This window comes from Catenulispora sp. GP43 (assembly GCF_041260665.1).
Lineage (GTDB): Bacteria > Actinomycetota > Actinomycetes > Streptomycetales > Catenulisporaceae > Catenulispora.
This window is the reverse complement of record NZ_JBGCCT010000003.1, coordinates 488,445-512,281: the sequence shown is the minus strand read 5'-3', so window position 1 is coordinate 512,281 and position 23,837 is coordinate 488,445. Positions and strand designations below refer to the sequence as shown.

The window sequence follows — 23,837 nt, the reverse complement described above, 5'->3', positions numbered from 1 at the left end:
TCACAACGTAGCGGGATCGAAGTCGGTGGGGGAACCCGTGGCGGCGAGTTCTCCGCGGCGCAGGACGTGGATGCGGGCGGCCAGCGCCAGTGCTTCGCGGGGTTCGGGTTCGGCCAGGACCACGGCGCGGTCGGGGTGCGCCGCGGCGAGGGCGGCCAGGACCTCGTACAGGCGGGCGGCCAGGACCGGGGCCAGGCCGTGCGAGAGCTCGTCGACCAGCAGCAGGCGCCAGGGGGCCAGCAGGGCGCGGGACAGGGCGAGCATCTGCTGCTCGCCGCCGGACAGCTGGGCCGCGCGGCGGTGTGACAGGGTACTGAGATCCGGGAACGCGTCGAGGGCCGGGGCGAGGTCGCGGCCGGCGGCGAACAGGTCCAGGTTCTCGCGGACGGTCAGGGTGCGGAACACGCCGCCCTCGTCGGGGATCAGCATCACGCCCGCGGCGGCGCGGCGGCGTATCGGGGCGCGCGTGATATCAGCGCCCTGCCACTGGATGCGGCCGGAGGACGTGCGCAGGTAGCCGGCCACCGCACGCAGAAGGGTGGACTTGCCGGCTCCGTTGCGGCCCAGGACGGCGGTCACCTCACCCTGCCCGACGCTGAGGCTGACCCCGTGCAACGCCTCCAGGGGACCGTAGCGGACGCGGACCGCGTCGAGCGTGAGCATCAGGAATCGCCCACGTAGATCTCGCGGGCCAGTTCGGAGGCGAACACCTCGTCCGGACTGCCGGACAACAGCACCCGGCCGGCCACCATGAGGTAGGCGCGGTCGGCGACGGCCGTGACGAAGCGGATGTCGTGCTCCACGAGCAGGATCGCCAGGCCGTCGGCGGCCAGCGCCCGCAGCACCTCGGCCAGCCGCGCGATCTGGCGGTCGTCGAGCCCGGAGGCCGGCTCGTCGAGCAGCAGCGCGGCCGGTTCAGCGGCCAGCGCGCGCCCGAGTTCGACCAGGCGCATGGTGCCGATGGGCAGCGAGCCCGCGGAGACGTCGGCGAGGGCCGTGAGCCCGAGCCGGTCCAGGACGGCGGCGGTGGTGGCCCGCACGGCGGCGCGGCGGGGATCGGGCAGGCCCAGCAGACCGGCCAGCAACGGACGGCCGCGCCGGTTCTCCGCGCCGACGCTGACGTTCTCCGCGACGGTGAGGCCGGCGAAGAGCTCGATGCGCTGGAAGGTCCAGGCGACGCCGGCCCGGGCCCGGGCATGCGGTGGCAGACCACTGAGAAGCAGCGACGAGGCCTCGGACGCGCCGACCAGCCGCACGCTCCCGGCGTCCGCGGTGTCCAGCCCGGTGACGCAGTGGAACAGCGTCGTCTTCCCGGCCCCGTTCGGCCCGATCAGCGCGGTGACCGCGCCGGCCGGGACGTCCAGGTCCGCGTCGTCGACCGCGGTCACGCCGCCGAAGCTGCGTCGCAGCCCTCTGATCTGCAACGCCGTGAACCGTTGCCCGCCGCTCATGAGGCCCGCCGCTCCCGCGCCCGCGCCGCCAGCGCGCGGCCGGCGGGGCTGAGCCGCCGGGTGGTCGGACGCCGCGCCGGCCGCGCCAGCCAGTCCCCGCCCCGCCGCACCGCCGCGCCGATCCCGCCCGGGGACCGCCCGAGCACCACCGCGCCGGCGCCGATCAGCAGCCCCGATACCCCCACCACCGTCCCGACGTCCACCGCCACCAGCGCCGCGGCCCCGACGACGGCGCCCAGCGCCGAGTCCACGCCCCACACCGCGACCGCCGCGAACCACACCAGACCCTGCACGGGGTCGAAGTCCGTGGGGTTGAACGCCTGCGCGGCGGACGTCGTCAGGGCGCCGCCGAGGCCGGCCAGCCCCGCCGCGCAGGCGAACACGAACACCTTCATCCGCCGCACATCGATCCCCGCCGAGACCGCCGCCGCCTCCGAATCGCGCAGCGCCACCAGCGCGCGCCCCATCGGGCCGCTGTGCAGGGAGCGGACCAGCAGCAGCGCGAGCAGCAGGCAGGCGAGTTCGAGAGCGTAAAACCAATGGTCATCCGTGAAGTCCGGCGGTCGCGAGACCACCAAGCCGCCGACGAACACAGGCTGCGCGAAGACGAAGCGGGCGACCACCGCTGCTGTCGCGAAGGTCGTCAGAGCGAGGTAGAGCCCGCGCCGGTGGATAGCTATGCCTTTATTGACAAACACAGCGCCCGTGAGCCACCCCAGTGGCACCACCAACAGCGGCCCGAGGAACAATGCCACCAGCCACGGCACCCCCGCCCCGGCCAGCTTCGCCATGAACAGCGCCCCGAGCCCCGCGTAGCCGGCCTGCCCCAATGAGATCTGGCCGGCGTATCCGGTGGCGACCACCAACGACACGAACACCACGGCCAGCGCCGGTACCGCCAACGAGGCCCGCAGATCCGCCGGATCGAAGAACAGCGGCAGCGCCAACACCAACGACAGCGCGCCCATCGGCAGCCGGCTGACAAGATCAGGGTTCGAAGTCCGTCGCGCGCCTACGCGGTGGAGTCCGGTTCCGATCTCCCCCGGGTCCCGGATCCCCAAGCGGGGCACCACCATCAGCGCCGCGAAGAGCACCAGCACGAACAGGTTCGTGTGGAACGCGTCGACCAATCCCTGCCACCGCGCCGCCGGATGCACCGCCGTCAGCTCGGTCTGCGCGATCCCGATCGCCAACGCCGCGAGCACCGCCACCGGCAAGGACGTCAGCCGCGCCAGGACCGCGACACCCATCGTCTCCAGCACGGTCAGCGTCAGGCTGTACGGATCCAGGTGGTAGATCGGAGCCCACAGCACCCCGGCGACGCCGGCCAGGAACGACCCGAACGCCCATCCTCCGGCGGCGAGCCGGTCGGCGGGCACCAGGGCGGCGGCCAGGTCCCGGTCGTCGACCACGGCCCGCACCATCAGGCCGACCCGCGTGGCACGCAGGAGGAAGGTCAGCACTATGGCGATCAGGGCGACGACGCAGAGCTCGACGATGGTCGCGTAGGACAGGGCCAGCGATCCCGTCAACCGCACCGAGCCGGCCGGCAGCAACGAAGGCGCGTCCACGTAGGAACGCCCGCCCCACAGCAGGAAGACCACCCCGAGCTGGAGCACCAGCACACCGAGCGTCGCCACCAACAACCCGGACGCCCCGCTGCGCCGCAACGGCCGATAAACCAACCGCTCCAGCAGCAGCCCGACGCCCGGGGCGACGATCCCCAGCACCAGCAAGGCGGCCACGCCGACGGGCATCCGCCACACCCGCACGCACTGCCACATGACGTAGGCACAGAACACCGCGGTGGAGCCGAAGGCGATGTTGAAGACGCCGGTCACCCGGTAGGTGGCCAGGAGCCCCACCGCGGCCAGCGCCGCCACGCACCCGATCGCCAGCCCGTTCAGCGCGAGACCGGCGTAGAACATCGCGCGCCTACTCCTCAGCCTCGGAGTCCTCGGTGAGCAACGCGTGCAACTCCGCGATGCGCCGAGCTGTATCAGGGTCGGTGCTCCCGGATATCGCGAGGACGAACCCGCACACCACCAACACCGCGCCGGGTATCGAGGCGGACGCCAGATACGGCAGCTGCTTGGCCGCGATCGCCTCGCCCGAGATCAGATACCAGCCCACCACCAGCAGGAGCACCCCGACGAAACCGACGGCACCGCCGAGCGCCACACGGGTCCGCCGGTCCAGTTCGTCGAGGCGCGACATAGGCTCCGAATACCTTCCGGCAACATCCGTGAGGCGGGTGTGTCTGTGGACCCTTACTGGAGATGATGGTATGTCAGGTGGAAGAGGCCGGGAATACTCTTCAGGAGCGTGATCCTCCGTGACATCTCGACGCACATCGCTTGTCCGAACCGGCGCCACCCTCGCCGTGGCGGCACTCCTCGCCGCCGGTTGTTCCTCCAGCAAGTCCTCGCCCTCGGCGAGCGGTAGCACCACCACCGCCGGCGGTTCGAGCAGTTCGAGCTCTATGGCGGGCGGTTCCAGCAGCTCCAGCTCCAGCAGCGCACCGTCCGGCGGCCAGCCCTCCGACGTGGCGGGCGCGACCCAGCAGGTGAAGGACGCGTACAACAAGTTCTTCGACAACAGCATCAGCACCGCCACCAAAGCCGCGATGGTGCAGAACGCCGCCCAGGTGCAGGGCCTGCTCACCGCGCTGGCCGCGGCGGCCAACGGGGAGAAGTCCTCGATCCAGGTCAACACCGTGACCTTCGACAGCCCCACGCACGCCAACGTCGACTTCGCGATCCTGCTGAACGGCCAGCCGGCGCTGCCGCACGCCAGCGGGGACGCGGTCTACGACGCGTCCTCGGGCAACTGGCAGGTCTCCGACGCCACCTTGTGCAAGCTCGCCGGGATCACCCCGGGCGTCAACCCGACCGTCCTGAAGACCGCCGGATGCAGCTGAGCGCCGCCGATCGGCCGGCGGCGGCTAACCGGCCTCGGCCGGCTCCGCCGCCGCCACCGTCCGGTGCGCGCTGAGGTAGCGCCACAGCAGTTCCAGCACGACGCACGCCGCCGCGGCGATCACCAGGCCGGTGGTCCACTGGTACCACGGGCCGAAGTGCAGGTCGAAGAAGTGCCGTCCGGCCGGCAGGGCGACGCAGAGCACGAACAGGCCGGCCATCGACGCGATGAGCACGACCTTCCACCACACGATCGGCCTCGCCACCAACTGCACGATGTACAGGCTGCACGCGAACAGCGACACCATCGCGGTGGTCTGCGCTTCCCCCAGCGTGTTCTCCTCGCCGCGCGCCACCCAGTAGGCGACGAACACCTCGATCCCGGCGACCAGCCCGGCCGGGATGGCGAAGCGCAGCACCCGCCGCACGAAGCCGGGTCTGGCCCGCTCGTAGTTCGGGGCCAGCGCCAGGAAGAAGGCCGGGATCCCGATGGTCAGCGCGGCGATCAGGGTGGTGTGCCGGGGCAGGAACGGATACTCGAGCTGGAAGATCCCGACCAGGACCACCAGCACGAAGGAGTAGACCGACTTCACCAGGAACAGGTTCGCCACCCGCTCGATGTTGCCGATCACCCGGCGTCCCTCGGCGACCACCTCGGGCAGGGTGGCGAAGCGGTCATCCAGCAGCACGATCTGCGCGACCGCCTTCGTGGCGCCGGCGCCGGAGCCCATCGCGACGCCGATGTCGGCGTCCTTCAGGGCCAGCACGTCGTTGACGCCGTCGCCGGTCATGGCCACGGTGTGGCCGCGGGACTGCAGCGCCGTGACCATCTCGCGCTTCTGCTGCGGGGTGACCCGGCCGAAGACCGAGTGGCCCGCGACGTCCTCGGCGAACGCCTCCGGGTCGCCCTCGGGCAGCGTGCGCGCGTCCTTCGGGTCGGCGGCCCCGGGCAGCTTCAGCGACGCCGCGACCGCGCCGACCGACACCGCGTTGTCGCCGGAGATCACCTTCAGCGTGACGCTCTGCTTCTCGAAATAGTCCAGCGTGTCGCGGGCGTCGGAGCGAACGCGCTGGCGCAGCGTGATGAGCGCGACCGGGGTGCTCGAACCGGCGGTCACCTCGTCCACCGGGCCCTCGGCGCGGGCCAGCATCAGGACCCGCAGCCCCGAGGAGCCCAGCTCCTCGGCCTGGTCGGCGGCCGGGGTGCCGCGGCCCAGGACGTCCGGCGCGCCGAGCAGCCAGGTGCCCTTGCCGTCGGCGAAGGTGACCCCGGACCACTTGCGGGCCGAGGAGAACGGCGCGACCTGGGCCGGGATCCAACCGTCCGCGTTCGGCGGGAACTTCTCCATCACCGCCTGCATCGTGGCGTTGGGCCGTTCCTCGGCCGCGCCGAGCGCCGCGAGCACCGTCGGGACATCCGTGCCGGACCCGCCGGCCGCGCCGGGCAGCTCCTGGACCCCGTCGAAGGCCATCCCGCCCTCGGTCAGCGTGCCGGTCTTGTCCAGGCACACGGTGTCCACCCGCGCCAAGCCCTCGATCGCGGGCAGTTCCTGCACCAGGCAGTTCTTCTGGCCCAGCCGGATCACCCCGACCGCGAACGCCACCGAGGTCAGCAGCACCAAACCCTCGGGGACCATCGGCACCAGCCCGGCGATGGTGCGGCTGATGCCCTCGCGGACGCCGCCGGAGCGGTTCAGCTGCGTCACCACCTGAAGGATCCCGGCCGGGACCATCAACATGGTCATCCACTTCAGGATGTTGTTGATGCCGGTGCGCAGCTCGGAGTTGACCAGCGTGAATTTCTGGGCCTCCTCGGCCAGCTTGGCCGCGTAGGCCTGGTGCCCGACCTTCGTGGCCCGGAACGCCCCGGAGCCGGCGACCACGAACGAGCCGGACATCACCGCGTCGCCGGTGTGCTTGAGCACCGAGTCGGACTCACCTGTCAGCAGCGACTCGTCGACCTCCAGGGCGTCGGCGCGCACCACCTCGCCGTCCACCACGACGCGATCGCCCGGACCGAGCACGATCACATCGCCCAGCACGATCCGCGAGGCCGCGATCTCCTGCTCGGCGCCGTCGCGCAGGACCCGGGGCCGGGACTCGCCGACCACGGCGAGGGAGTCCAGGGTCTGCTTGGCCCGCCACTCCTGGAAGATCCCGATCGCGGAGTTGGCGACGATGACGAAGCCGAACAGCGCGTCCTGGATGGGGCCGACCGCCAGCTCGATGACGAACAGCGTGCCGATGATCGCGTTGAACGGCGTGAACACGTTCGATCGCACGATCTCGGACAGCGGGCGCGAGGTCTTCGAGGGGATGTCGTTGACCTCGCCGGCCGCCTCACGCTGCGCGACCTGGGCCTGGCTGAGCCCGGAGAGCGGCTCCGTCACGGCTGTCCCAGGATGCGTCATGCGTCCCATCACAACCCGAACTGGTTGTTGGCCGCAAATCGGAGAATCTGTCCGGGGCGTAAAGATGAATTCCCCTACGCACCGCGTCCGGATCAGGGACCGCATTCGCTCACTTGGCCTAACCTCGTCGCTGCGGCATGCCCGCGCGTTTCGGGGAGCACCCGCATCGGGTGCGGCGCCGCGCTGACGACAGGCCAAGGAGCCACTTCATGTCTGACTCTGTTTTGCGCCGGCCGCTGGCGCTGACCGCAACGCTGGCCACCTCGGTGGCCGCCGCGGCCGGGCTCATCGCCCCGGTGGCGAACGCCACCACGGCGAGCCCGAACGGCACCGCGAACCTGACGGTCTCCGGGGGCAGCACCACGGCGCCCTCAGCGACCAGCACCGTCGCCGGCACCAAGTACGCACTCGGGTTCGCCCCGAAGGCGCAGAATCTCGCGTGGGCGCCGACCGGCGCCCGGGCCGCGTGGATCGACCCGGCGACCAACGCGGTCGTGGCCGGGGTTCCGGGCGGCGCGTCCGAGGTCATCGCCCCCGCGCCGGGCGCCGGCATCGTCCGCTCGCACCCGGCGTGGATCGACGGCGGATCCAAGGTGGTCTGGTCGGAGACAGTCCCCGGCAAGAACTCCGTCCTGAACTGGGCCTACGGCAGCGGCATCCAGGGCGCCTACGGCAGCGGCGTGGCGGGCGGCGGCGGAGCGCCGACCGTCCAGACCCTGCAGAATGTGGCGGGCAGCGACCTTTACCACCCCGACTCGGTGGGCTCGCTGCTGGTGTACCAGGTGAACACGTCCGGCAAGGCGCCCCAGATCTACCTGTGGAACCGGGCGACCGGCGCGGCGCCGGTGGCGATCGCGACCGGCTGGAGCCCCTCGATCTCGGCCGACGGCACGCATGTCGCGTTCGTCGCCAACACCGCGAGCCCGGCCGGCACCAACGTCTACACGGTCGCCCTGAGCAACCCGGCCGGCACCCTGACCCAGGTCACGGCAGGCGGCGGCGGCTTCGACAACCCGGCGTGGACGCCGAGCGGCAACGGTCTGGTCTTCGAGCAGCTCGACGGCACCGGCAAGGACGTCGACACCCTGTCGGTCCCGGCCACGGCCGTGAAGAGCGCCGCGTACACCGAGGTCGTCCCGGGCACCAAGATCACCGGCCAGCCGGCGTTCCGGCCCGACGTCCAGGACAGCGTGACCCGCATCGCCGGCACCGACCGTCTGGGCACCGCCATCAAGGTCTCCCAGTCGCACTGGTCCTCCGCGGGCGTCGCGAACTCCCCGGGTGCCGCGGCCAAGGCGGTCGTGCTCACCCGCTCCGACCAGTTCGCCGACGCCCTCGGCGGCTCGGCGCTGGCCGCGAAGGTCGGCGGCCCGCTGCTGCTGACCCAGACCGCTGGGCTGGACCCGGCGGTGAAGGCCGAGATCCAGCGGGTGCTGGGCCCCGGCGACGGTGTGAAGACCGTCTACGTGCTCGGCGGAATCCAGGCGCTGTCCCCGAACGTGCAGAACGCGCTGACCGCACTGCACTACAAGGTGCAGCGGGTCTCCGGCGGCGACCGGTTCGAGACCGCGGTGGCCATCGCGAACACCGTCACCGGCCCCGGCGTCGCCCCGGACTACATCCTGGTGGCCACCGGCGAGAACTTCCCCGACGCGCTGTCGGCCGGCGCCGCGGCCGGCGCGATCGACGCGCACCAGGGCAAGAACGCGGTCGTGCTGCTGACCGACAACACCGTGATGCCGAAGCCGACGATCCAGTACCTGGCCCCGCTGCTCGGCAGGACCAACCTGAACACGGATCACTCGCGGCCGGCGAACTTCATCGAGCTGGACAGCATCGGCGGGCAGGCCTCGGCCGCGCTGGGGTCGCACTGGATCCCCGCGGGTTCGCAGGGCGGCTCGTTCCTTGGCCTGTGGGGCACGGACCGGTACCAGACTTCGGCCTTCGTCGCCCGGTACTTCTTCGGCTCGGCGAACTCCGCGGGCCTGGCCACCGGGATGAACTGGGCCGACGCGCTGTCCGGCGGCGCCGAGATGGGCACCGAGGACGGCCCGCTGCTGCTGGTGGACCCGAAGGCCGGGGTGCCGGCCGGCGCGGCCCAGTGGCTGAACCAGGACGCCGGCCAGTTCAACCGCGCCGAGATCTTCGGTGGAAACGCCGCGGTCCCCGGAAGCGTCGACAAGGTTGTGGGCAGCCTGATCGCCGGGACCGGCGGCGTCGCCTACTCGTCCAACCCGGTGGGCTGAGGCCCACCGACCGCAGGATTCGGGCAGGCGGCGCGGGCTCAAGGGGAGCCCGCGCCGCCTGCTTCGCAGAAACAAAGGGTGGGGTGTGGGTTAGGTGTCGGCGTTGTTTCATCGGTGGCCCAAGCGGGTCACGGCGGCGGTCTGTGCGGCCGCCCTGGCCATGGCCGGGCTGGCCACCTGGCTACTCACCGCGACCGCGAGCCCGCCGGTGCCGCAGGCGGTCCCCAGCACGGTGTACTCCGGCGCCGGCTTCGATCCCTGCTGGGCCCCGGACAACGCCTCCATGGACGCCTGGCTCCAGTCGCCGTACCGGGCCGTCGGCATCTACATCGGGGGCCTGCGATACGCGCCGGGCTGCAAGGCGCAGAACACCGCGAACCTCACCAAGGAATGGGTGGGCCGGCAGGCCGCGATGGGCTGGCGCTTCCTGCCGCTGTACGTGGGCAGCCAGGCGCAGTACAAGGACGGCAGCGGCAACTACCAGAGCGACTTCACGACGCTCACCACCGCCACCGCCTTCCAGCTGGGCTCCTCCGAGGCCGACGACGCCGCGAACCAGGCCCGCGCCCTGAACTTCCCGCCGGCCTCGGTCGTCTACGACGACATGGAGAACTACGACTCCAGCTACACCCAGCTGGTCATCGCCTACTCGCAGGGCTGGACCCAGGAACTGCACCGCAACGGCTTCCGCGCCGGCTGGTACTCCAGCTCCAGCACCGGGATCAAGGACCAGTCCGCCGCGTACGGCGCCAGCTCCCCCGACGTCATCGACATCGCGGCCTGGGACAACCAGAACACCACCGACGACCCCAACGTGAAGCCCTCGCAGTGGGCGAACCACCAGCGCGTGCACCAGACGCAGGGCGGCCACGACGAGACCTACGGCGGGGTCACCATCAACATCGACACCGACTGGTTCGACGTCGGCCAGGCCAGCCGGGGCACGGTCGAGCGGCTGGCCGGGTTCGACCGCGACATCACCGCCGTCCTGGCCAGCATCCGCACCTTCGACTGCCACGGCTGCGCCAACGCCGGACGCGACCAGGCCAAGGCCGCGGTGCTCAGCCGCGACGACACCTTCGCCGACGCGCTCGGCGGTTCGGCGCTGGCCGCGCAGGCCGACGGACCGCTGCTGCTGACCGGGTCCAAGGCGATGAACCCGAGCACGATGAAGGAGCTCCACAGGATCCTGACACCGGGGTCGACCGTGTACCTGCTCGGCGGGACGCAGGCGTTGTCCCCAGCTGTGGAGAACGCCATCGCCGCCAACGGATTCGTCCCGCGCCGCGTCGCCGGGCCGGACCGCTTCGCCACCGCGGTGAGCATCGCGCACACCATCTCGCCGAACGGGCCGCCCTCCAGCGTGCTGGTGGCCACCGGGACCGACTTCCCCGACGCGCTGGCGGCCGGAGCGGCGGCCGGAGCACTCGGCATCTCCGCGCAGAGCGCGACGCCGCCCAGCGCCGGAGCGGTGGTCGTGCTCAGCAACGCCGGGGTCCTGCCGCCGGCGACCAAGGCCTACCTGTCCGGCCTGGACCCGAACGTGACGAGGATGTACGGGATCGGCGGCAAGGCGGTGGCCGCGGTGCACGCCTCGTTCCCCTCCTGGCACGACTGGACGACCTTCACCCCGCTGTTCGGCGCGGACCGCTACGGCACCGCGGCGGCTGTCGCCGCCCGGTTCTCCTACCTGCCGACCTCGGTGGTCGTGGCCTCCGGCATGAACTGGCCGGACGCGCTGTCCGGCGGCGCGATGGCCGCGCACCGCGCCGTCCCGCTGCTGCTGACCGATCCGAAGGTGCTCCCCGGCCCGACCGGCTACTACCTCGGCGCGAAGAGCAACCCGATCACCACCGCCACCCTGGTCGGCGGCACGGCGGCGATCTCGCCGGCGGCCGCCACGGCGCTGGGCAACAGCTTCAGCTACCCGGGGCAGTGGGACCTGGTGACCATCAACTGACCGCGTTCACAGAGCGCTCTTCAAGAACCGGAACGCTCTTCGGAGAAATCGAGCGGGCCGTGTCGAAAACGACGCGGCCCGTTCGACGTTTGGGTGCACGACAGTCCTGAGCAGCCGAAACACCCAGACAGGAGCGCGCCCGATGAAGGTCACCGCCAACATGTCCATGTCCCTCGACGGTTTCGTCAGCCATCCGACCGACGGCATCGACACCCTCTTCCGCTGGTACAGCCGCGGGGAGGTGGTCACCGAGACCGACGGGGACTACGACTGGGAGTTCAAGACCAGCGCCGAGGAGGCCGAGGGCCTGGAGGACGCCAAGACCTCGATCGGCGCCATCGTCTACGGCCGCCGCTCCTTCGACGCCGCCGAGGGCTGGAACGGCCGGCACCCGCTCGGCGTGCCGGTCGTGGTGCTGACCCACAGCGTCCCGGAGGGCTGGCCGCGCGAGGGCGCCGCGGTGCACTTCGTCACCGAGGGCGGCGTGGCTGCCGCGATCACCAAGGGGCGCGAGGTCGGCGGGGGCAAGGACGTGGTCATCGGCAGCGCCGATCCGACCCAGCAGGCGCTGGACGAGGGGCTGCTGGACGAGCTCACCGTCGACCTGGTGGCCGCGATGCTCGGCGCGGGGACGCGCTTCTTCGACAACCTGAAGGGCGCGCCCTACGAGCTGGAACAGCTCTGGACGCGCCCTGGGAACGGCGTCGTGCACCTGGGTTATCGGGTCATCAAGCACTGACCTCGGAAGCCGGTGCCTCCGGCGCGGGCTGGGCCTCGGCCACCGCGCCGGGCTCGCCCTGCGCACCGGACCCGACCTGCGCACCGGGCTCGGCCTGCGCGACCGTCTCCGGCTTGAACACCCAGTGCTTGTACAGCCAGAAGTTGTAGAGCGTGATGACCACGGTCGACAGCGGCTTGGCGATCAGGTAGTTCACGCCGGCGCCGGTCAGCGAGTACATCAGCACCTGCGTGACACCCAGGTTCACGGAGACCAGCAGCGCGAAGCGCACCGTCTGCTTGTGCACCGCGCCCTCGCGCGCGCCGTGGTCGGCGAACGTCAGCATCCGGTTGATGGAGAAGTTGACGCCGAAGGCGATGAGGTAGGCCAGACCCGTGGCCAGCCACAGCGGGAACTTCATCAGGCCGTGCGTCAGGAACAGCACGACCTCCTCGGTCACCAGCGCCGAGCCGCCGCTGAAGGCGTAGCGGACGAAGGTGTTCCTCGCCAGGTTCCTGATGAGGGCAGTCACGACATCACGTCCTCGGACACCTGCTCCTCGCCGGCAGCGGCCGCCGGAGCCGAACCCGCGGCCGCGCGGCGCCGCTGGAACCACCAGACGCCGCCGAGGGCCAGCAGGCCGACGGTGCTGCCGCCGATGCCCGCGTAGAGCCCCGGCGGGGTGAAGGACATCGCGATGCGGTGGGTGCCGGCCGGGACCGGGACGCCGGTGAAGGAACCGAGCAGCTCGGTGGTCTTCACCGACTTGCCGTCGACCGTGACCGACCAGCCGGGGATCGTCGGGACCGACAGGAAGACGGTCGCCGCGCTGTCGCCGGTCGTGGTGGCCGACAGGCCGGTGTCGTTCCAGTGGACGTCGGTCACGCCGCCGGTGCGCAGCTGGGACAGCTTGGCATCGACAGCGGTCGGGTCCAGGCCGCGGACCGGGTTCGCGGGCACCGTGTAGGTGTTCTTCAGCGTCAGCTCGTCGCTGGACATCGTCACCGTGAACGAGCCGGACTGGACGCTTCCGAGGTCCTGCACACCGTTGGCGAAGCCCGCCGGGTAAGGGATGTTCGCCTTGTCCGCCGACACAGCGCCGGCCTTCGGTGCGGGCCGGTTCTGGCCGTCCACCCGGACATACGACAGGCCGGTGGGCATCGCGGTCGGCGCGTACAGGTACACCTGGCGCGGCCCCGAAGACTGGCACTGCCACACGATCTTGTCGCTGTAGTACTCGGCACCGGTCGGCGCCGTGGCCGGAATCTTGATGGACGCGGTGCCGTCGCTGTTCTGCGTGACCGTCACCCCGTCGCTGGCGGTGACGATCGGCGCCCCGCACATCGACTGAAACGCGCCCGGCAGGCCGAACGCCTGCTCCTGCGCGGCGAACGGGGAGCTCTGCGGCACCGGCGCGGTGAAGTCCGCGAGGTCGGAGCCGGTGAGCCGGAAGCCGACCGGGAGCGTGTCGTCGATCTTGTAGACCGTCGTGACATTCGACGCGCCGTTGTCGTACGTCTTCTGCAGCGTCGTGCCGAGCCGGTCGATCGTGCCGTCGGCGGACTCGCGCGTGGTGCCGACCAGGTACTGGTAGCCCAGCAGCGCGTCGGTGAACAGCGTGGCGCCGGTGTGCGCGGACCAGACGTCGGCATCGTGGTGCGCGAAGCCGAGGTTCTGCATCGTGGTGTGCAGCTTGCCGGAGGACAGCGAGGAGAAGTGCGTGAAGCCGAAGTTGCCGTAGCGCAGGCTGTCGTTGGTGGTGCGCAGGTTCTGGTCGTAGCCCTCGGCCCGGTAGAACTCGTCGTTGCTCGGCTGCAGGGAGGACAGCGCCGTGCCGTAGGACGCGGTCGGCGAGCTGTTCCAGTTGAACGTCTTCACCGAGCCGTCGCCGTGGGGCAGGTTGCCGATCGAGTTCTGGCCGACCAGTCCGGCCGAGCCCGAGACGTCCACGGCCAGCACCGCGACGGCGAGCACCGCGCCGACCTTGCGGGTGGCCAACGGCTTCGGCATCCAGGCCAGCCGCTTGGGCAGCGGCTCGCCGGCCGGCCGTACCCGCAGATAGAGCGCGAAGGCCAGGAGCGCGGTGCCGGCGACCAGGATCACGGCGTCGAACTTCACCACCTGCGGGCTGACGATCCGGGGGTAGCTCTGGCGCCCCCAGTACAGGATCACGAACCAGACCGCGGCGCTGACCCCGAGCCACTTGATCTGCTTCACCGAGTCGATGCCGACCCAGGCCCGGAACGCCAGGAAGGTCAACAGCGCGATGATGAGGAACGCGAAGCGGTACGGGAAGGCGTTCGGCATCTGGCCGCCGTGCATCACCAGGTACAACGGCTTGATCTTCAGGGCCAGCAGCAGGAACGCCAGGACCGCGCCGAAAGCGATCCGCTCGGCGCGCTTGATGCTCTTCACCGCGAAGAACAGCGGCACCAGCACCAGGATCAACGTCGCGGCCCCGATGTCCGGGGTGTGCTGGCCGGCATCGCTGGTACCGCCGAAAAAGCGCACGAGCAGCGACAGCACCGGCTGCTTCTGCGGGTCGACGGAGGCGTCGGCGTGGAGCTTGGTCTTCTGGGTCAGCCCGCCGAGGTAGGTGGGCAGGATGAACGCGGCGGAGATGAGGCCGCCGATCGCACCTGCGGCCGCGAACTTGCCGGCCGTGCGCAGGAATTCGGCGCGCTCGAAGCGTTCCCGCACGCCCGCGTACCGCGCCAGCGCGTACAGGCACACGAAGACGCAGATCATCGCGCCGGTGTAGAAGTCGATGACCAGGTTCAGCCCGATGGCCAGCGCCAGGGAGGCGATCCGGCCCTTGGTCAGCAGCCGCTCCACCCCGAGCAGCGCCCACGGCAGCAGATAGAGCGCGTCCAGCCACATGATGTTGAAGGCGTAGAGCAGCGACCACGCGCCGAGCGCGTAGGACGCCGACAGCACCACGATCACGGCCTTGTCGACGGCCGAGCTCCGGCCCGGGCCCGGCTCGCCCCGGAACTTACGCAGGAACAGCGCCATCCCGAGCCCGGCCGCCCCGAGCTTCAACACCGTGGCGAAGGCGATCAGCACCGGCAGCTGGTGGTCCGAGCCGAACAGCGTCAGCAGACCGAAGGGGCTGGTGAGGTAGTAGGCGACGATCGGCCAGAAGTTCATACCGCCGTCGGCGCGCCAGGTGAACAGCAGCGACCCGTGGCCTTTGAGCGCCTGGTCGAAGTACGAGTAGAACTGGGCGTACTGGTTGTTCAGGTCGATCATGAACGGCGTGTACGGGCCGTGCGGGTCGAACGGGTAGATCTGCCGGTCGGCCAATATCGCCGCGTAGACCACCGTCGGGACGACGAAGGCGAGGACCAGGTAGAGATTGCGGCGCAGGGTCCCCGAGACGGTTCTGCTCACTGGATTCCGTTCAGCTCTCGCGCCCCGGGGACGCCGTTGACCGGGTCACTGCTCTCCTCCGGCGCCGAGCCCCCGGAAGGCGCGGCGGGCGCGGCGGGCCGGTCCGCCGAGCGGTGGTCGCCGGAGATGGCCTGGAAGTCGTCCTGGTGCCGCAGCGGGCCGGACTCGGTCTCCTTGACCAGGTAGTGCGGCCGCCGCTTGACCTCGTAATAGATGCGCCCGACATACTCGCCGATCACGCCGATCGTGAACATCTGCAGACCGCCGATGCCGACGATGGCCGCGATCGTGGTGACGTAGCCGGGGGTGGTGTTGCCGCTGATCATCGTCCGCACGATGAGCCACACCATGTAGACGAAGGAGATGCTGAAGAACAGGAAGCCGAGGTAGATGGCCATCCGCAGCGGCTTGTTGTTGAACGACAGCAGCGAGTCCACGCCGTAGTTCAGCAGCCGCCGGAACGACCACTTGGTCTCGCCGGCCTCGCGCACCGCGTTGCGGTAGTTGAAGGTGACCGTGTCGAAGCCGATCCAGGCGAACAGGCCCTTGGAGAAGCGGTTGTACTCCGGCATCTCCAGCAGCGCGTCGACCGCGCGCCGGGACAGCAGCCGGAAGTCGCCGACCCCGTCCACCAGCTCGACGTCGACCATCTTGTTGATCAGCTTGTAGTAGGTCCGCGCGACCAGGCTCTTCATCTTCTTGTCGCCCTCGCGGTTGCGCTGCGCGATGACCTGGTCGAAGCCCTGCTTGTGCAGGTCGACCATGCGCCGCAGCAACTCTGGCGGGTGCTGCAGGTCGGCATCGATGATGATCACCGCGTCGCCGCTGGCCCGCTTCAGGCCGGCCAGGATCGCCGACTCCTTGCCGAAGTTGCGGCTGAAGGAGACGTACTTGGCCTCCGGGTCCTCCACCGAGAACTTCTTGAGCAGTTCCAGGGTGCTGTCGGAGGAGCCATCGTCGACGAAGACCAGCTCGACCGCATCCGCTATCCCCGCGGTCTCGGCCCGCACCACCTCGTGGAACCTCGCCAAAACCGCTTCTTCGTTGAAGCACGGGACGACCAGGGACAGACGCATGGGATCTCCGGTTATGGACGTGGACTGCGGGGCCAGGCTACCCGAGCACGCCGGGGCGGACGGCATTACTGGTGAGGACGCGTGCGCGGGAGTGGACGGTTGCCGCAGAACGCCACACACGACCCAGGTTCCTCAAGAGTTGTGTAACGAGTCGGTAACAGGGGTCAACTGTTCGACCGGCCCCGCGTCGTTCCAGGTGACAAGGCTCTGAAGAGCCACGTGTTCTGGGGAGAAACACTATGCGCAGCTCGAAGCTCAAGAAGTCCTTGGCGGCCTCGGCCGTCCTCGCCAGCTCCGTCGCGACCGCGGTCGGGTTCTCCGCCGCGGCGCACGCCACGTACCCCGGCGCGGCGAACTCGCCGCTGACGGTCGGCAAGGGCTCGTGGGCCCCCGACGGCAGCCGGTACGTGCACGCGAACGCCGACGGTTCGATCGCCACCCGCAACCTGCCCGGCGGCGCGGAGATCGTGGTCGACCCGGCCAAGGCCGGCGTCGCGCGCTCGAACCCGACGTTCTGGAACCACGGCACCGAGATCGTGTTCTCCGAGACCGTGAACGGGGTCTCCAAGATCGTCGCGATCCCGGACTACACCCCGGCCGGCGACCCGGTCGTCGAGAGCGACCCGCTGGCCACGCCGGGCTCGAAGTTCCAGGAGGGCGGCGACAGCGCGCCGGACGCCAACGGCGACAGCCTGACCTTCCAGCACCACAACACGGCCACCAACCAGGACGACATCTACGTCCAGGACGCTTACGGCCGCGGCAGCGCCGGCCCCATCCTGGCCGCCGCGAACGGCGACTCGCCGACCATCTCCCCCGACGGCAAGACGGTCGCGTTCATGCGCAAGGACAACGCGGGCCGCGAGCAGATCTGGACCGTCGCGTGGAACGGCCAGGAGGCCTCCCCGGCGGCCGGCACGCCGAAGCAGCTCACCACCGGCGCCGAGGACCACCTCTTCCCGGCCTTCTCCGCGGACGGCAGCCGGATCGCCTTCGAGGCGCGCACCGCCACCAACGGGGCCCCGAACGACGTGGAGTCCGTGTCCGCGGCCGACGGCGGCGGGCAGCGTCAGGAGTCGGCCTCCGTCGGCCTGCCGGACTACCAGCCGCTGGTCAAGAACACCGAGACCCGGCTGGCCGGGGCCGACCGGCTCGGCACCGCGATCGCCGCCTCGCAGTCCCAGTGGAAGGCCGGGACCGCCAGCACCGTCGTGCTCAGCCGGTCCGACCAGTTCGCCGACGCGCTCGGCGGCAGCACCCTGGCCACCGCCGAGGCCGGCCCGCTGCTGCTCACCCCGACCGACCACCTCGACGCCGCGGTGAAGGCCGAGATCACCCGGGCGCTCGGTGCGCCGGGCGGCATCAAGACCGTGTACGTGCTCGGCGGCGAGCAGGCGCTGTCCCCGGCCGTGTACAACGCGGTGAAGGGCCTGGGCTACGACGTCAAGCGGATCTCCGGCACGGACCGCTACGCGACCTCGGTGGCCATCGCCGAGCAGGTCACCAACAACGCCCAGTCGAACGGTTGGGTCCAGCCGGACCGGGTCCTGGTCGCCACCGGCAACCTGGCCCCGGACGCGCTGTCCGCGGGTGCGGCCGCGGAGGCGAGCGGCTACCCCGGGCCCCCCGAGGGTGTCGTGGTCCTGACCAACGACAAGCAGATGCCGGCCTCCACCGCGGCGTACCTGGCTCAGGTGAAGGCGCACAACAGCGCGAACTACACGACCCCGGTCTACGGCGTCGGCGGCCAGGCCGACATCGCGCTCACCGGCATCGGCTACAAGCACACCGGCCTCGTCGGCAACGACCGGTACCAGACCTCGTACCTGGTCGCGAAGACCTTCTTCGCAGGCTCGAACGGCGCGGCCTTCCCGACGAGCATCGGCTTCGCCACCGGCGCGGACTGGCCGGACGCCCTGTCCGGCGGCGCCGTCATGGGCGAAAAGCGCGGCCCGCTGCTGCTGCTGCAGCCGGGGGTCGGACCGTCGGCGGCCGAGCAGAACTACATCTTCGGCTGGGCGCCGGCCACGACCAACGCCTACATCTTCGGTGGGACCAAGGTCGTGGACGGCGGCGTCACGCAGTCCAACATCGGCGGCGGGATCTCCGGCCCGGCCGGGTACGACTACGTGCTCAACCCGCACGCCTGAGCCGTGTCCGTCTCGGTCCCGTAGCTGTCACCGAATAACCGGAAGCCCCGCAGACACCAGGGGGGTCTGCGGGGCTTCCGCCTGTCCGGCGACAGCGGCAGCGCCTACCGGAACCGCCGCAGCCGCAGGCTGTTGCTCACCACGAACACCGACGAGAAGGCCATCGCGGCCCCGGCGATCATCGGGTTCAGCAGCCCAGCGGCGGCCAGCGGCAGGGCCGCCACGTTGTAGCCGAACGCCCAGAACAAGTTCCCCTTGATGGTGGCCAGGGTGCGGCGGGACAGGCGGATCGCGGTGGCCGCGGTGCGCAGGTCGCCGCCGACCAGGGTCAGGTCGCCGGCCTCGATGGCGGCGTCGGTGCCGGTGCCCATGGCCAGGCCCAGGTCGGCCTGGGCCAGGGCGGCCGCGTCGTTCACGCCGTCGCCGACCATCGCGACCACCCGGCCCCGGGCCTGCAGCCGCTTCACCGCCTCGACCTTGCCCACCGGCAGGACCTCGGCCAGGACCTCGTCGGGGCCGATGCCGACCTCGGCGGCGACCGCGCGGGCGACTGTCTCGTTGTCGCCGGTCAGCAGCACCGGGGTCAGGCCCAGGGCGCGCAGTTCGCGGATGGCCTCGGCGCTGGTGGGCTTCACCGCGTCGGCGACCGCCAGCACGGCGCGGGCCCGGCCGTCCCAGCCGACCGCGATCGCGGTGCGGCCCGCCGCCTCGGCCTCGGCCTTGGCCGCGGCCAGCTCCGGGCTCAGGTGCTGGGCCCACTCGGCCAGCAGCTTCTCCCGGCCGGCCACGACCGCGTGGCCGTCCACCACGCCCTGCACACCCAGGCCCTCGACGTTCTCGAAGCCCTCGACCGCCGGAAGCGTGCCACCCGGTTCGGCCGAGGCCGCGGCGGCCACGACCGCCTTGGCGATCGGGTGCTCGCTGGCCTGCTCCAGCGCGCCGGCCAGGCGCAGCGCCTCCTGCGGCGACTCGCCCTCGGCGACGGCCACGCCGACCAGGGCCATGGCGCCGGTGGTGACGGTGCCGGTCTTGTCCAGCACGATGGTGTCCACCTTGCGGGTGTTCTCCAGCACCTCCGGGCCCTTGATCAGGACACCGAGCTGCGCGCCGCGGCCGGTGCCGACCATCAGCGCGGTCGGCGTGGCCAGGCCCAGGGCGCAGGGGCAGGCGATGATCAGGACGCTGACCGCGGCGGCGAACGCCGTGGCCACGCCGGTGCCCGTCAGCAGCCAGAAGGCCAGGGTCGCCAGGGACAGCAGGATCACGGTCGGGACGAAGACCGCGGAGATCCTGTCGGCCAGCCGCTGCGCCGCGGCCTTGCCGTTCTGCGCCTCCTCGACCAGCTTCGCCATCCGGGACAGCTGGGTGTCGGCGCCGACCCGGGTCGCGCGCACCACCAGGCGGCCGGAGGTGTTCACGGTCGCGCCGGTGACGGCGTCGCCGGGGACCACGTCCACCGGGACCGACTCGCCGGTGAGCATCGAGGCGTCGACCGCCGAGCGGCCCTGCTCGACCACGCCGTCGGTGGCCACCTTCTCGCCCGGCCGCACCACGAACGAGTCGCCGACAGCCAGCTCCCTGATCGGGATACGTACCTCGGCGCCGCCGCGCAGCACCGCGACGTCCTTCGCGCCGAGCGTCATCAGGGCCCGCAGGGCCGCGCCGGAGCGCCGCTTCGCCTTGTGCTCGAAGTACCGTCCGGCCAGGATGAACGCGGTCACGCCCGAGGCCGCCTCCAGGTAGATCGACCCGGAGCCGTCGGTGCGCGAGACGGCGAAGTCGAAGCCGTGCTTCATGCCGGGCATCCCGGCGTCGCCGAAGAACAGGGCCCACAGCGACCACAGGAAGGCCGCTGAGACGCCGACGGACACCAGGGTGTCCATGGTGGCCGCGCGGTGCTTCAGGTTGGTCCAGGCCGCCTTGTGGAACGGCCAGGCGGCGTAGGTGACCACCGGCGCGGACAGCGTCAGCGAGGCCCACTGCCAGTTGCGGAACTGCAGGGCCGGGATCATCGCCATCAGGACCACCGGCACGGAGAGCACGACCGCGGTGGTCAGGCGCTGGCGCAGCGATACCGCGCGGCGCTCGTCCTCCAGTTCGGCGGCGGTCCGCACCGGCGCGGACCCGTCCTCGGCGGACGCGGGCCCGGCGGGGGCCGGCGGCTCGGGCAGCGCCGCGGTGTAGCCGGCGGCCTCGACGACGGCGACCAGATCGGCCGGCGCGTAGCCGTCGGGGAAGCTGACCTTCGCCTTCTCGGTGGCGTAGTTCACGGTCGCGGTGACGCCGTCGAGCTTGTTCAGCTTGCGCTCGATGCGCGAGGCACAGGAGGCGCAGGTCATCCCGCCGATCGCCAGCTCGACGTCGTTGAGCGGGCCGGGTTCGGCCGGCGCCTCCAAGGCGGTGTCCACCATCGCTGCCTCCGCGTGCGGGAAGGGGTTCAGTCTCTCAGTACACCCAACGGTATACCCCATGGGGGTATTCCGCCAGCGGCCGGTCCGTCGATATGACCATTGCGCCGCCGGGGTTCAAGGGAGTGATCGCCGGCGCGCCACCGGGTAGACGGAGCGTCATGCGTCTGTTCCCACTCGTCGCGCTGACCGCGGTCCTAACTTTGAGCTGCGGCAATGCCGTCGACGCGGCGGTCGGTCCGCTGTCCGGGCTCAAGGAGGTGAGCTACGCCGGCACCACCGTCGAGGTCCCCGTGAGCTGGCCGGTGCACGATCTGACCGCCCATCCGCATACCTGTATCCGGTATGACCGCCACGCGGTGTACCTCGGCGATCCGGGGCCGGACCAGAACTGCCCGGCCGGCGCCGTGGGACGGACCGACACCGTGCGGATCGCCTCGGATGGCAGCGTGACGCGGACCCGGGGCCACCAGGCGTCCGGCGACAAGACCGGCGACGGGACCGGCGAGGTGCCCCAAACCGCCCCCCCAAACCGCCCCCACATCCCCGAGCGGCCGGTCAAGGCCGCCGCCACCTACTCCGGCCTGGGCTTCGACACCTGCGCGGCGCCGACCACCGACGCCATGAAGGCCTGGGCCGGCGCCTCGCCGTACCACGCCGTCGGCATCTACATCGGCGGCGTCGACCGCGCCTGCCCGGACGGCAACCTGACCCCGGCCTGGATCCAGACCGTGGACCAGCAGGGCTGGAAGCTCTTCCCGATCTACGTGGGCCTGCAAGCCCCGTGCTGGAAGGACCCCCACCACGGCCACCCCGCGCTGATCGACCGCGGCCGCCGCTGGACCGAGGGCCAGGAGGCGGCCGACAACGCGGCGGACCGCGCGGACTCCTTCGGCATCGCCCAGGGCAGCCCGATCTACTTCGACATGGAGTACTACCCGCGCGACAACCCGGGCTGCACCCAGGACGTCCAGGCGTTCCTGAGCGCGTGGACCGACGAGCTGCACACCCGCGGGTTCGTCTCAGGGATCTACAGCAGCTCCCACGGCGCGCTCGCGGACATGGCGCTGCTGTACGACAGCCAGGCGGCCTACCGCGCCGACGTGGTGTGGTACGCGCACTGGGACAAGATCCCGCGGCTGTTCGGCGACCCGACGCTGGCCGACCGGTACTGGCCGGGCGCGCGCCGGATCAAGCAGTACCGGGGCGGCCACAACGAGACGTACGGCGGCAAGCGGCTGAACATCGATCTGAACGTGCTGGACGCGCCGGTCGCGGCGCTGAAACCAGCGGCAGCCGCCAACTAGCGGGCCGGCCCGCTAGCCGTCGCCGGTCATCGCCGGTCCCGCCATCCTCAGCAGCAGCCGAAGCCGACTACCGCTCCGAAGGCCGCCCGGGCCGGGTCGCCGGACGGCGTCCCATGGTCCCGCGCTGCGGCTGCGCGGCGGCGGCGGGCCGACGCGGCGGCACGCCGTTGCGGTCGCTGGAACGGCTCAGGTCCTGCTGCGGCTCGGCGGGGCGGCCGTAGCCGTCGCGGGGCTGCTGGGGCCGCGGGCGCGGCTGCTGACCGGTCGCGCCGGGCACCGGACGCGGGGCGGCCTGCTGCTGCGGCTGCGGACGCGGCTGGTGCGAGGGGCCGCCGACGCCCGGGCGGCGCGGTGCGGCGGCACGCGGCTCCCAGTCGGCGCCGGTCTCGCGAGGGCGGTTCGCCGGCGGCAGCGCGGCCTGCTGCGTCGGGCCGCCCTGGTAGCCGCGGCCCGCTCCGGCTCCGGGAGCACTCGAGTAGGGCTTGGCCGGCGCGGGAGCCGGGGGCGGCGCCGAAGGCGCGGGTACCGGCTTGGCCGGACGGCCCATGACCGGGGCGGGCGGTACCGCCGGGAAGCCCCCGGTGCCGGTCCCGTCCGCGGGCTCGAACCAGCCGTTGTTCGCCGCCCGCGCGCCGGTCGCGGCCGGCAGGTAGGAGGTCGGTGCCGAGTCGTACGAGCCGGACGAGGCGTACGTCCCGGAGGAGTAGCCGCTCTGGCCGAGCGGATCGGGCGACGTCGAATACGTGCTCTGATCCAGTGGGTCGGGCGCGGACGAGTACGAGGAGGGCAGCGGGTCGGTCAGCGGGTTCGCGAGCGACGCGTACGAGCCGGACCCCCAGCCGCCCGAGGAACTCGAGGAACTCGAGGAACTGTAGCTGCCCGAGGAACTCGAGGAGCCGTAGCCGCCCGAGGAACTGGTCGAGCCATAGCCGCCGGACGAGCTCGTGGTCGATCCGTAACCGCTCGCGCCGGAACTGTAGGCGTCGGTCGGGCCGGCCGAGGTGCTGTAGCCGCCCGAGGAGCCATAACCGCTCGTCTCGGTGGCGTAGCCGCCGGAGGAACTGGTCGAGCCATAAGTGCTCGTCGAGCCATACAGGCTCGTCGAGTCGTAGCCATTGGTCGCAGAACTCGTACTCACCCCGCTGCCGTACAGGGCGTCGCTGCTCGAGGAACCGAACGCGGGCCCCGTGCCGAAGGCGTCCGAGGAGGTCGGCGCGGACGAGCCCAGCGCCGGGGTCGATCCGAAGGCCGATCCGGACGTCGCGTACCCGCTCGACCCGCTGGGCAGCGCCGGCGCCGGGGACACCGGCGGCCCGCTCTGCGCCACCGCGGCCATCGCCATCGGCAGCAGGTCCATCGAGGTCGTCCCGAGCCCGTCGGCCGGACACACCCGCACCAGTTCGCCGACGGTCAGCGCCAGCTCGGTGGCCAGGTCCAGGGACCGCGGCTGCATCGGGTTCTCCCGCATCCACCAGCACGCGATCTGCACGATCGACCCGGCGGCGTGCGGGCACGTCCGGATCGCACCGCGCAGCTGCAGCGGCTGCGGACCGGACACGGTCAGCCGGAACCAGGTGCCCTCGCGGAAGCCGAGCGCCGGGTGGCCCAGTGAGTCCTGCAGCACGACGTGGTACTGGCGCTCGAGCTCCCGCTGGCCACCGGCCCCGGACGCGCTCATCGCCGAGCTGTTCCTCTGCTGCTCGCCGTACGCGAGGCTCATCGGCTGCCTGACCGTTCTCCGGAGTGCGAGTCCGGAACCCTGCTCGTCGTCACCATGTGTCGCCCGCCTCGGCTCAGAA

The 23,837-nt window shown here is 71.3% G+C and carries 16 protein-coding genes; 6 read left to right on the top strand and 10 right to left on the bottom strand.

From position 1 onward, the window contains the following. From ABH926_RS09635 to ABH926_RS09620, 4 genes are read right to left on the bottom strand one after another with little or no spacing between them, the layout of a single operon-like run. Positions 1-663, bottom strand: a complete 663-nt coding sequence (locus ABH926_RS09635) for an ABC transporter ATP-binding protein (protein WP_370365055.1) — start codon at positions 661-663, stop codon at positions 1-3. Next, positions 663-1,451, bottom strand: a complete 789-nt coding sequence (locus ABH926_RS09630) for an ABC transporter ATP-binding protein (RefSeq protein WP_370365054.1) — start codon at positions 1,449-1,451, stop codon at positions 663-665. Before ABH926_RS09630 ends, ABH926_RS09635 begins: the two co-directional genes overlap by 1 nt. Then, positions 1,448-3,379, bottom strand: coding sequence for an ABC transporter permease (locus ABH926_RS09625; RefSeq protein WP_370365053.1), 1,932 nt, complete (start codon positions 3,377-3,379; stop codon positions 1,448-1,450). The genes ABH926_RS09630 and ABH926_RS09625 overlap by 4 nt, the downstream gene beginning before the upstream one ends. A 7-nt stretch (positions 3,380-3,386) precedes the next feature. Continuing rightward, entirely contained in the window at positions 3,387-3,668 is a 282-nt protein-coding gene (locus ABH926_RS09620; protein ID WP_370365052.1) for a hypothetical protein, read from the bottom strand. Between the two features lie 166 nt (positions 3,669-3,834). Here ABH926_RS09620 and ABH926_RS09615 point away from each other — a divergent pair, with 166 nt between their 5' ends. Then, positions 3,835-4,371, top strand: a complete 537-nt coding sequence (locus ABH926_RS09615) for a hypothetical protein (RefSeq protein WP_370365051.1) — start codon at positions 3,835-3,837, stop codon at positions 4,369-4,371. Positions 4,372-4,395: 24 nt separating this feature from the next. On the opposite strand, the gene ABH926_RS09610 is transcribed toward ABH926_RS09615, so the two are convergent. Then, the gene (locus tag ABH926_RS09610) at positions 4,396-6,780 is read right to left on the bottom strand and encodes an HAD-IC family P-type ATPase (protein WP_370365050.1); all 2,385 of its coding nucleotides are present in this window, start codon (positions 6,778-6,780) and stop codon (positions 4,396-4,398) included. Between the two features lie 209 nt (positions 6,781-6,989). On the opposite strand from ABH926_RS09610, the gene ABH926_RS09605 reads away from it, so the two are divergent. The 3 genes from ABH926_RS09605 to ABH926_RS09595 all read left to right on the top strand — a co-directional run bounded on the left by ABH926_RS09605 (position 6,990) and on the right by ABH926_RS09595 (position 11,725). Beyond that, positions 6,990-9,026 carry a cell wall-binding repeat-containing protein gene (locus ABH926_RS09605; protein ID WP_370365049.1) on the top strand — a complete coding sequence of 679 codons (2,037 nt, stop codon included), beginning with the start codon at positions 6,990-6,992 and terminating at the stop codon, positions 9,024-9,026. Between the two features lie 103 nt (positions 9,027-9,129). Further along, positions 9,130-10,986, top strand: coding sequence for a glycoside hydrolase domain-containing protein (locus ABH926_RS09600; protein ID WP_370365048.1), 1,857 nt, complete (start codon positions 9,130-9,132; stop codon positions 10,984-10,986). A 142-nt stretch (positions 10,987-11,128) separates the two neighbouring features. After that, entirely contained in the window at positions 11,129-11,725 is a 597-nt protein-coding gene (locus ABH926_RS09595; RefSeq protein ID WP_370365047.1) for a dihydrofolate reductase family protein, read from the top strand. On the opposite strand, the gene ABH926_RS09590 is transcribed toward ABH926_RS09595, so the two are convergent. From ABH926_RS09590 to ABH926_RS09580, 3 genes are read right to left on the bottom strand one after another with little or no spacing between them, the layout of a single operon-like run. After that, on the bottom strand, positions 11,715-12,236 hold the full coding sequence (locus ABH926_RS09590) for a GtrA family protein (RefSeq protein ID WP_370365046.1): 522 nt from the start codon (positions 12,234-12,236) through the stop codon (positions 11,715-11,717). The genes ABH926_RS09595 and ABH926_RS09590 overlap by 11 nt on opposite strands. After that, positions 12,233-15,097 carry a YfhO family protein gene (locus tag ABH926_RS09585; RefSeq protein WP_370365045.1) on the bottom strand — a complete coding sequence of 955 codons (2,865 nt, stop codon included), beginning with the start codon at positions 15,095-15,097 and terminating at the stop codon, positions 12,233-12,235. Before ABH926_RS09585 ends, ABH926_RS09590 begins: the two co-directional genes overlap by 4 nt. Beyond that, a complete protein-coding gene (locus ABH926_RS09580; RefSeq protein WP_370365044.1) occupies positions 15,094-16,173 on the bottom strand; it encodes a glycosyltransferase family 2 protein in 1,080 nt (359 codons plus the stop codon). Before ABH926_RS09580 ends, ABH926_RS09585 begins: the two co-directional genes overlap by 4 nt. 239 nt (positions 16,174-16,412) lie before the next feature. On the opposite strand from ABH926_RS09580, the gene ABH926_RS09575 reads away from it, so the two are divergent. Then, positions 16,413-18,323 (top strand): cell wall-binding repeat-containing protein, encoded by a 1,911-nt coding sequence (locus ABH926_RS09575; protein ID WP_370365043.1) that lies wholly within the window; start codon positions 16,413-16,415, stop codon positions 18,321-18,323. Positions 18,324-18,427: 104 nt separating this feature from the next. On the opposite strand, the gene ABH926_RS09570 is transcribed toward ABH926_RS09575, so the two are convergent. Next, complete coding sequence (locus tag ABH926_RS09570; RefSeq protein WP_370365042.1) at positions 18,428-20,734, bottom strand: heavy metal translocating P-type ATPase; 2,307 nt, start codon at positions 20,732-20,734, stop codon at positions 18,428-18,430. A gap of 158 nt (positions 20,735-20,892) precedes the next feature. Between ABH926_RS09570 and ABH926_RS09565 the strand changes: the two genes are divergently transcribed. After that, entirely contained in the window at positions 20,893-22,038 is a 1,146-nt protein-coding gene (locus ABH926_RS09565; RefSeq protein WP_370365041.1) for a DUF1906 domain-containing protein, read from the top strand. Between the two features lie 67 nt (positions 22,039-22,105). Here the strand turns inward: ABH926_RS09565 and ABH926_RS09560 are convergent, their stop codons facing one another. Continuing rightward, positions 22,106-23,758: a hypothetical protein gene (locus ABH926_RS09560; protein WP_370365040.1), complete on the bottom strand. Its 1,653-nt coding sequence runs from the start codon at positions 23,756-23,758 to the stop codon at positions 22,106-22,108. Between the last annotated feature and the right edge of the window lie 79 nt (positions 23,759-23,837).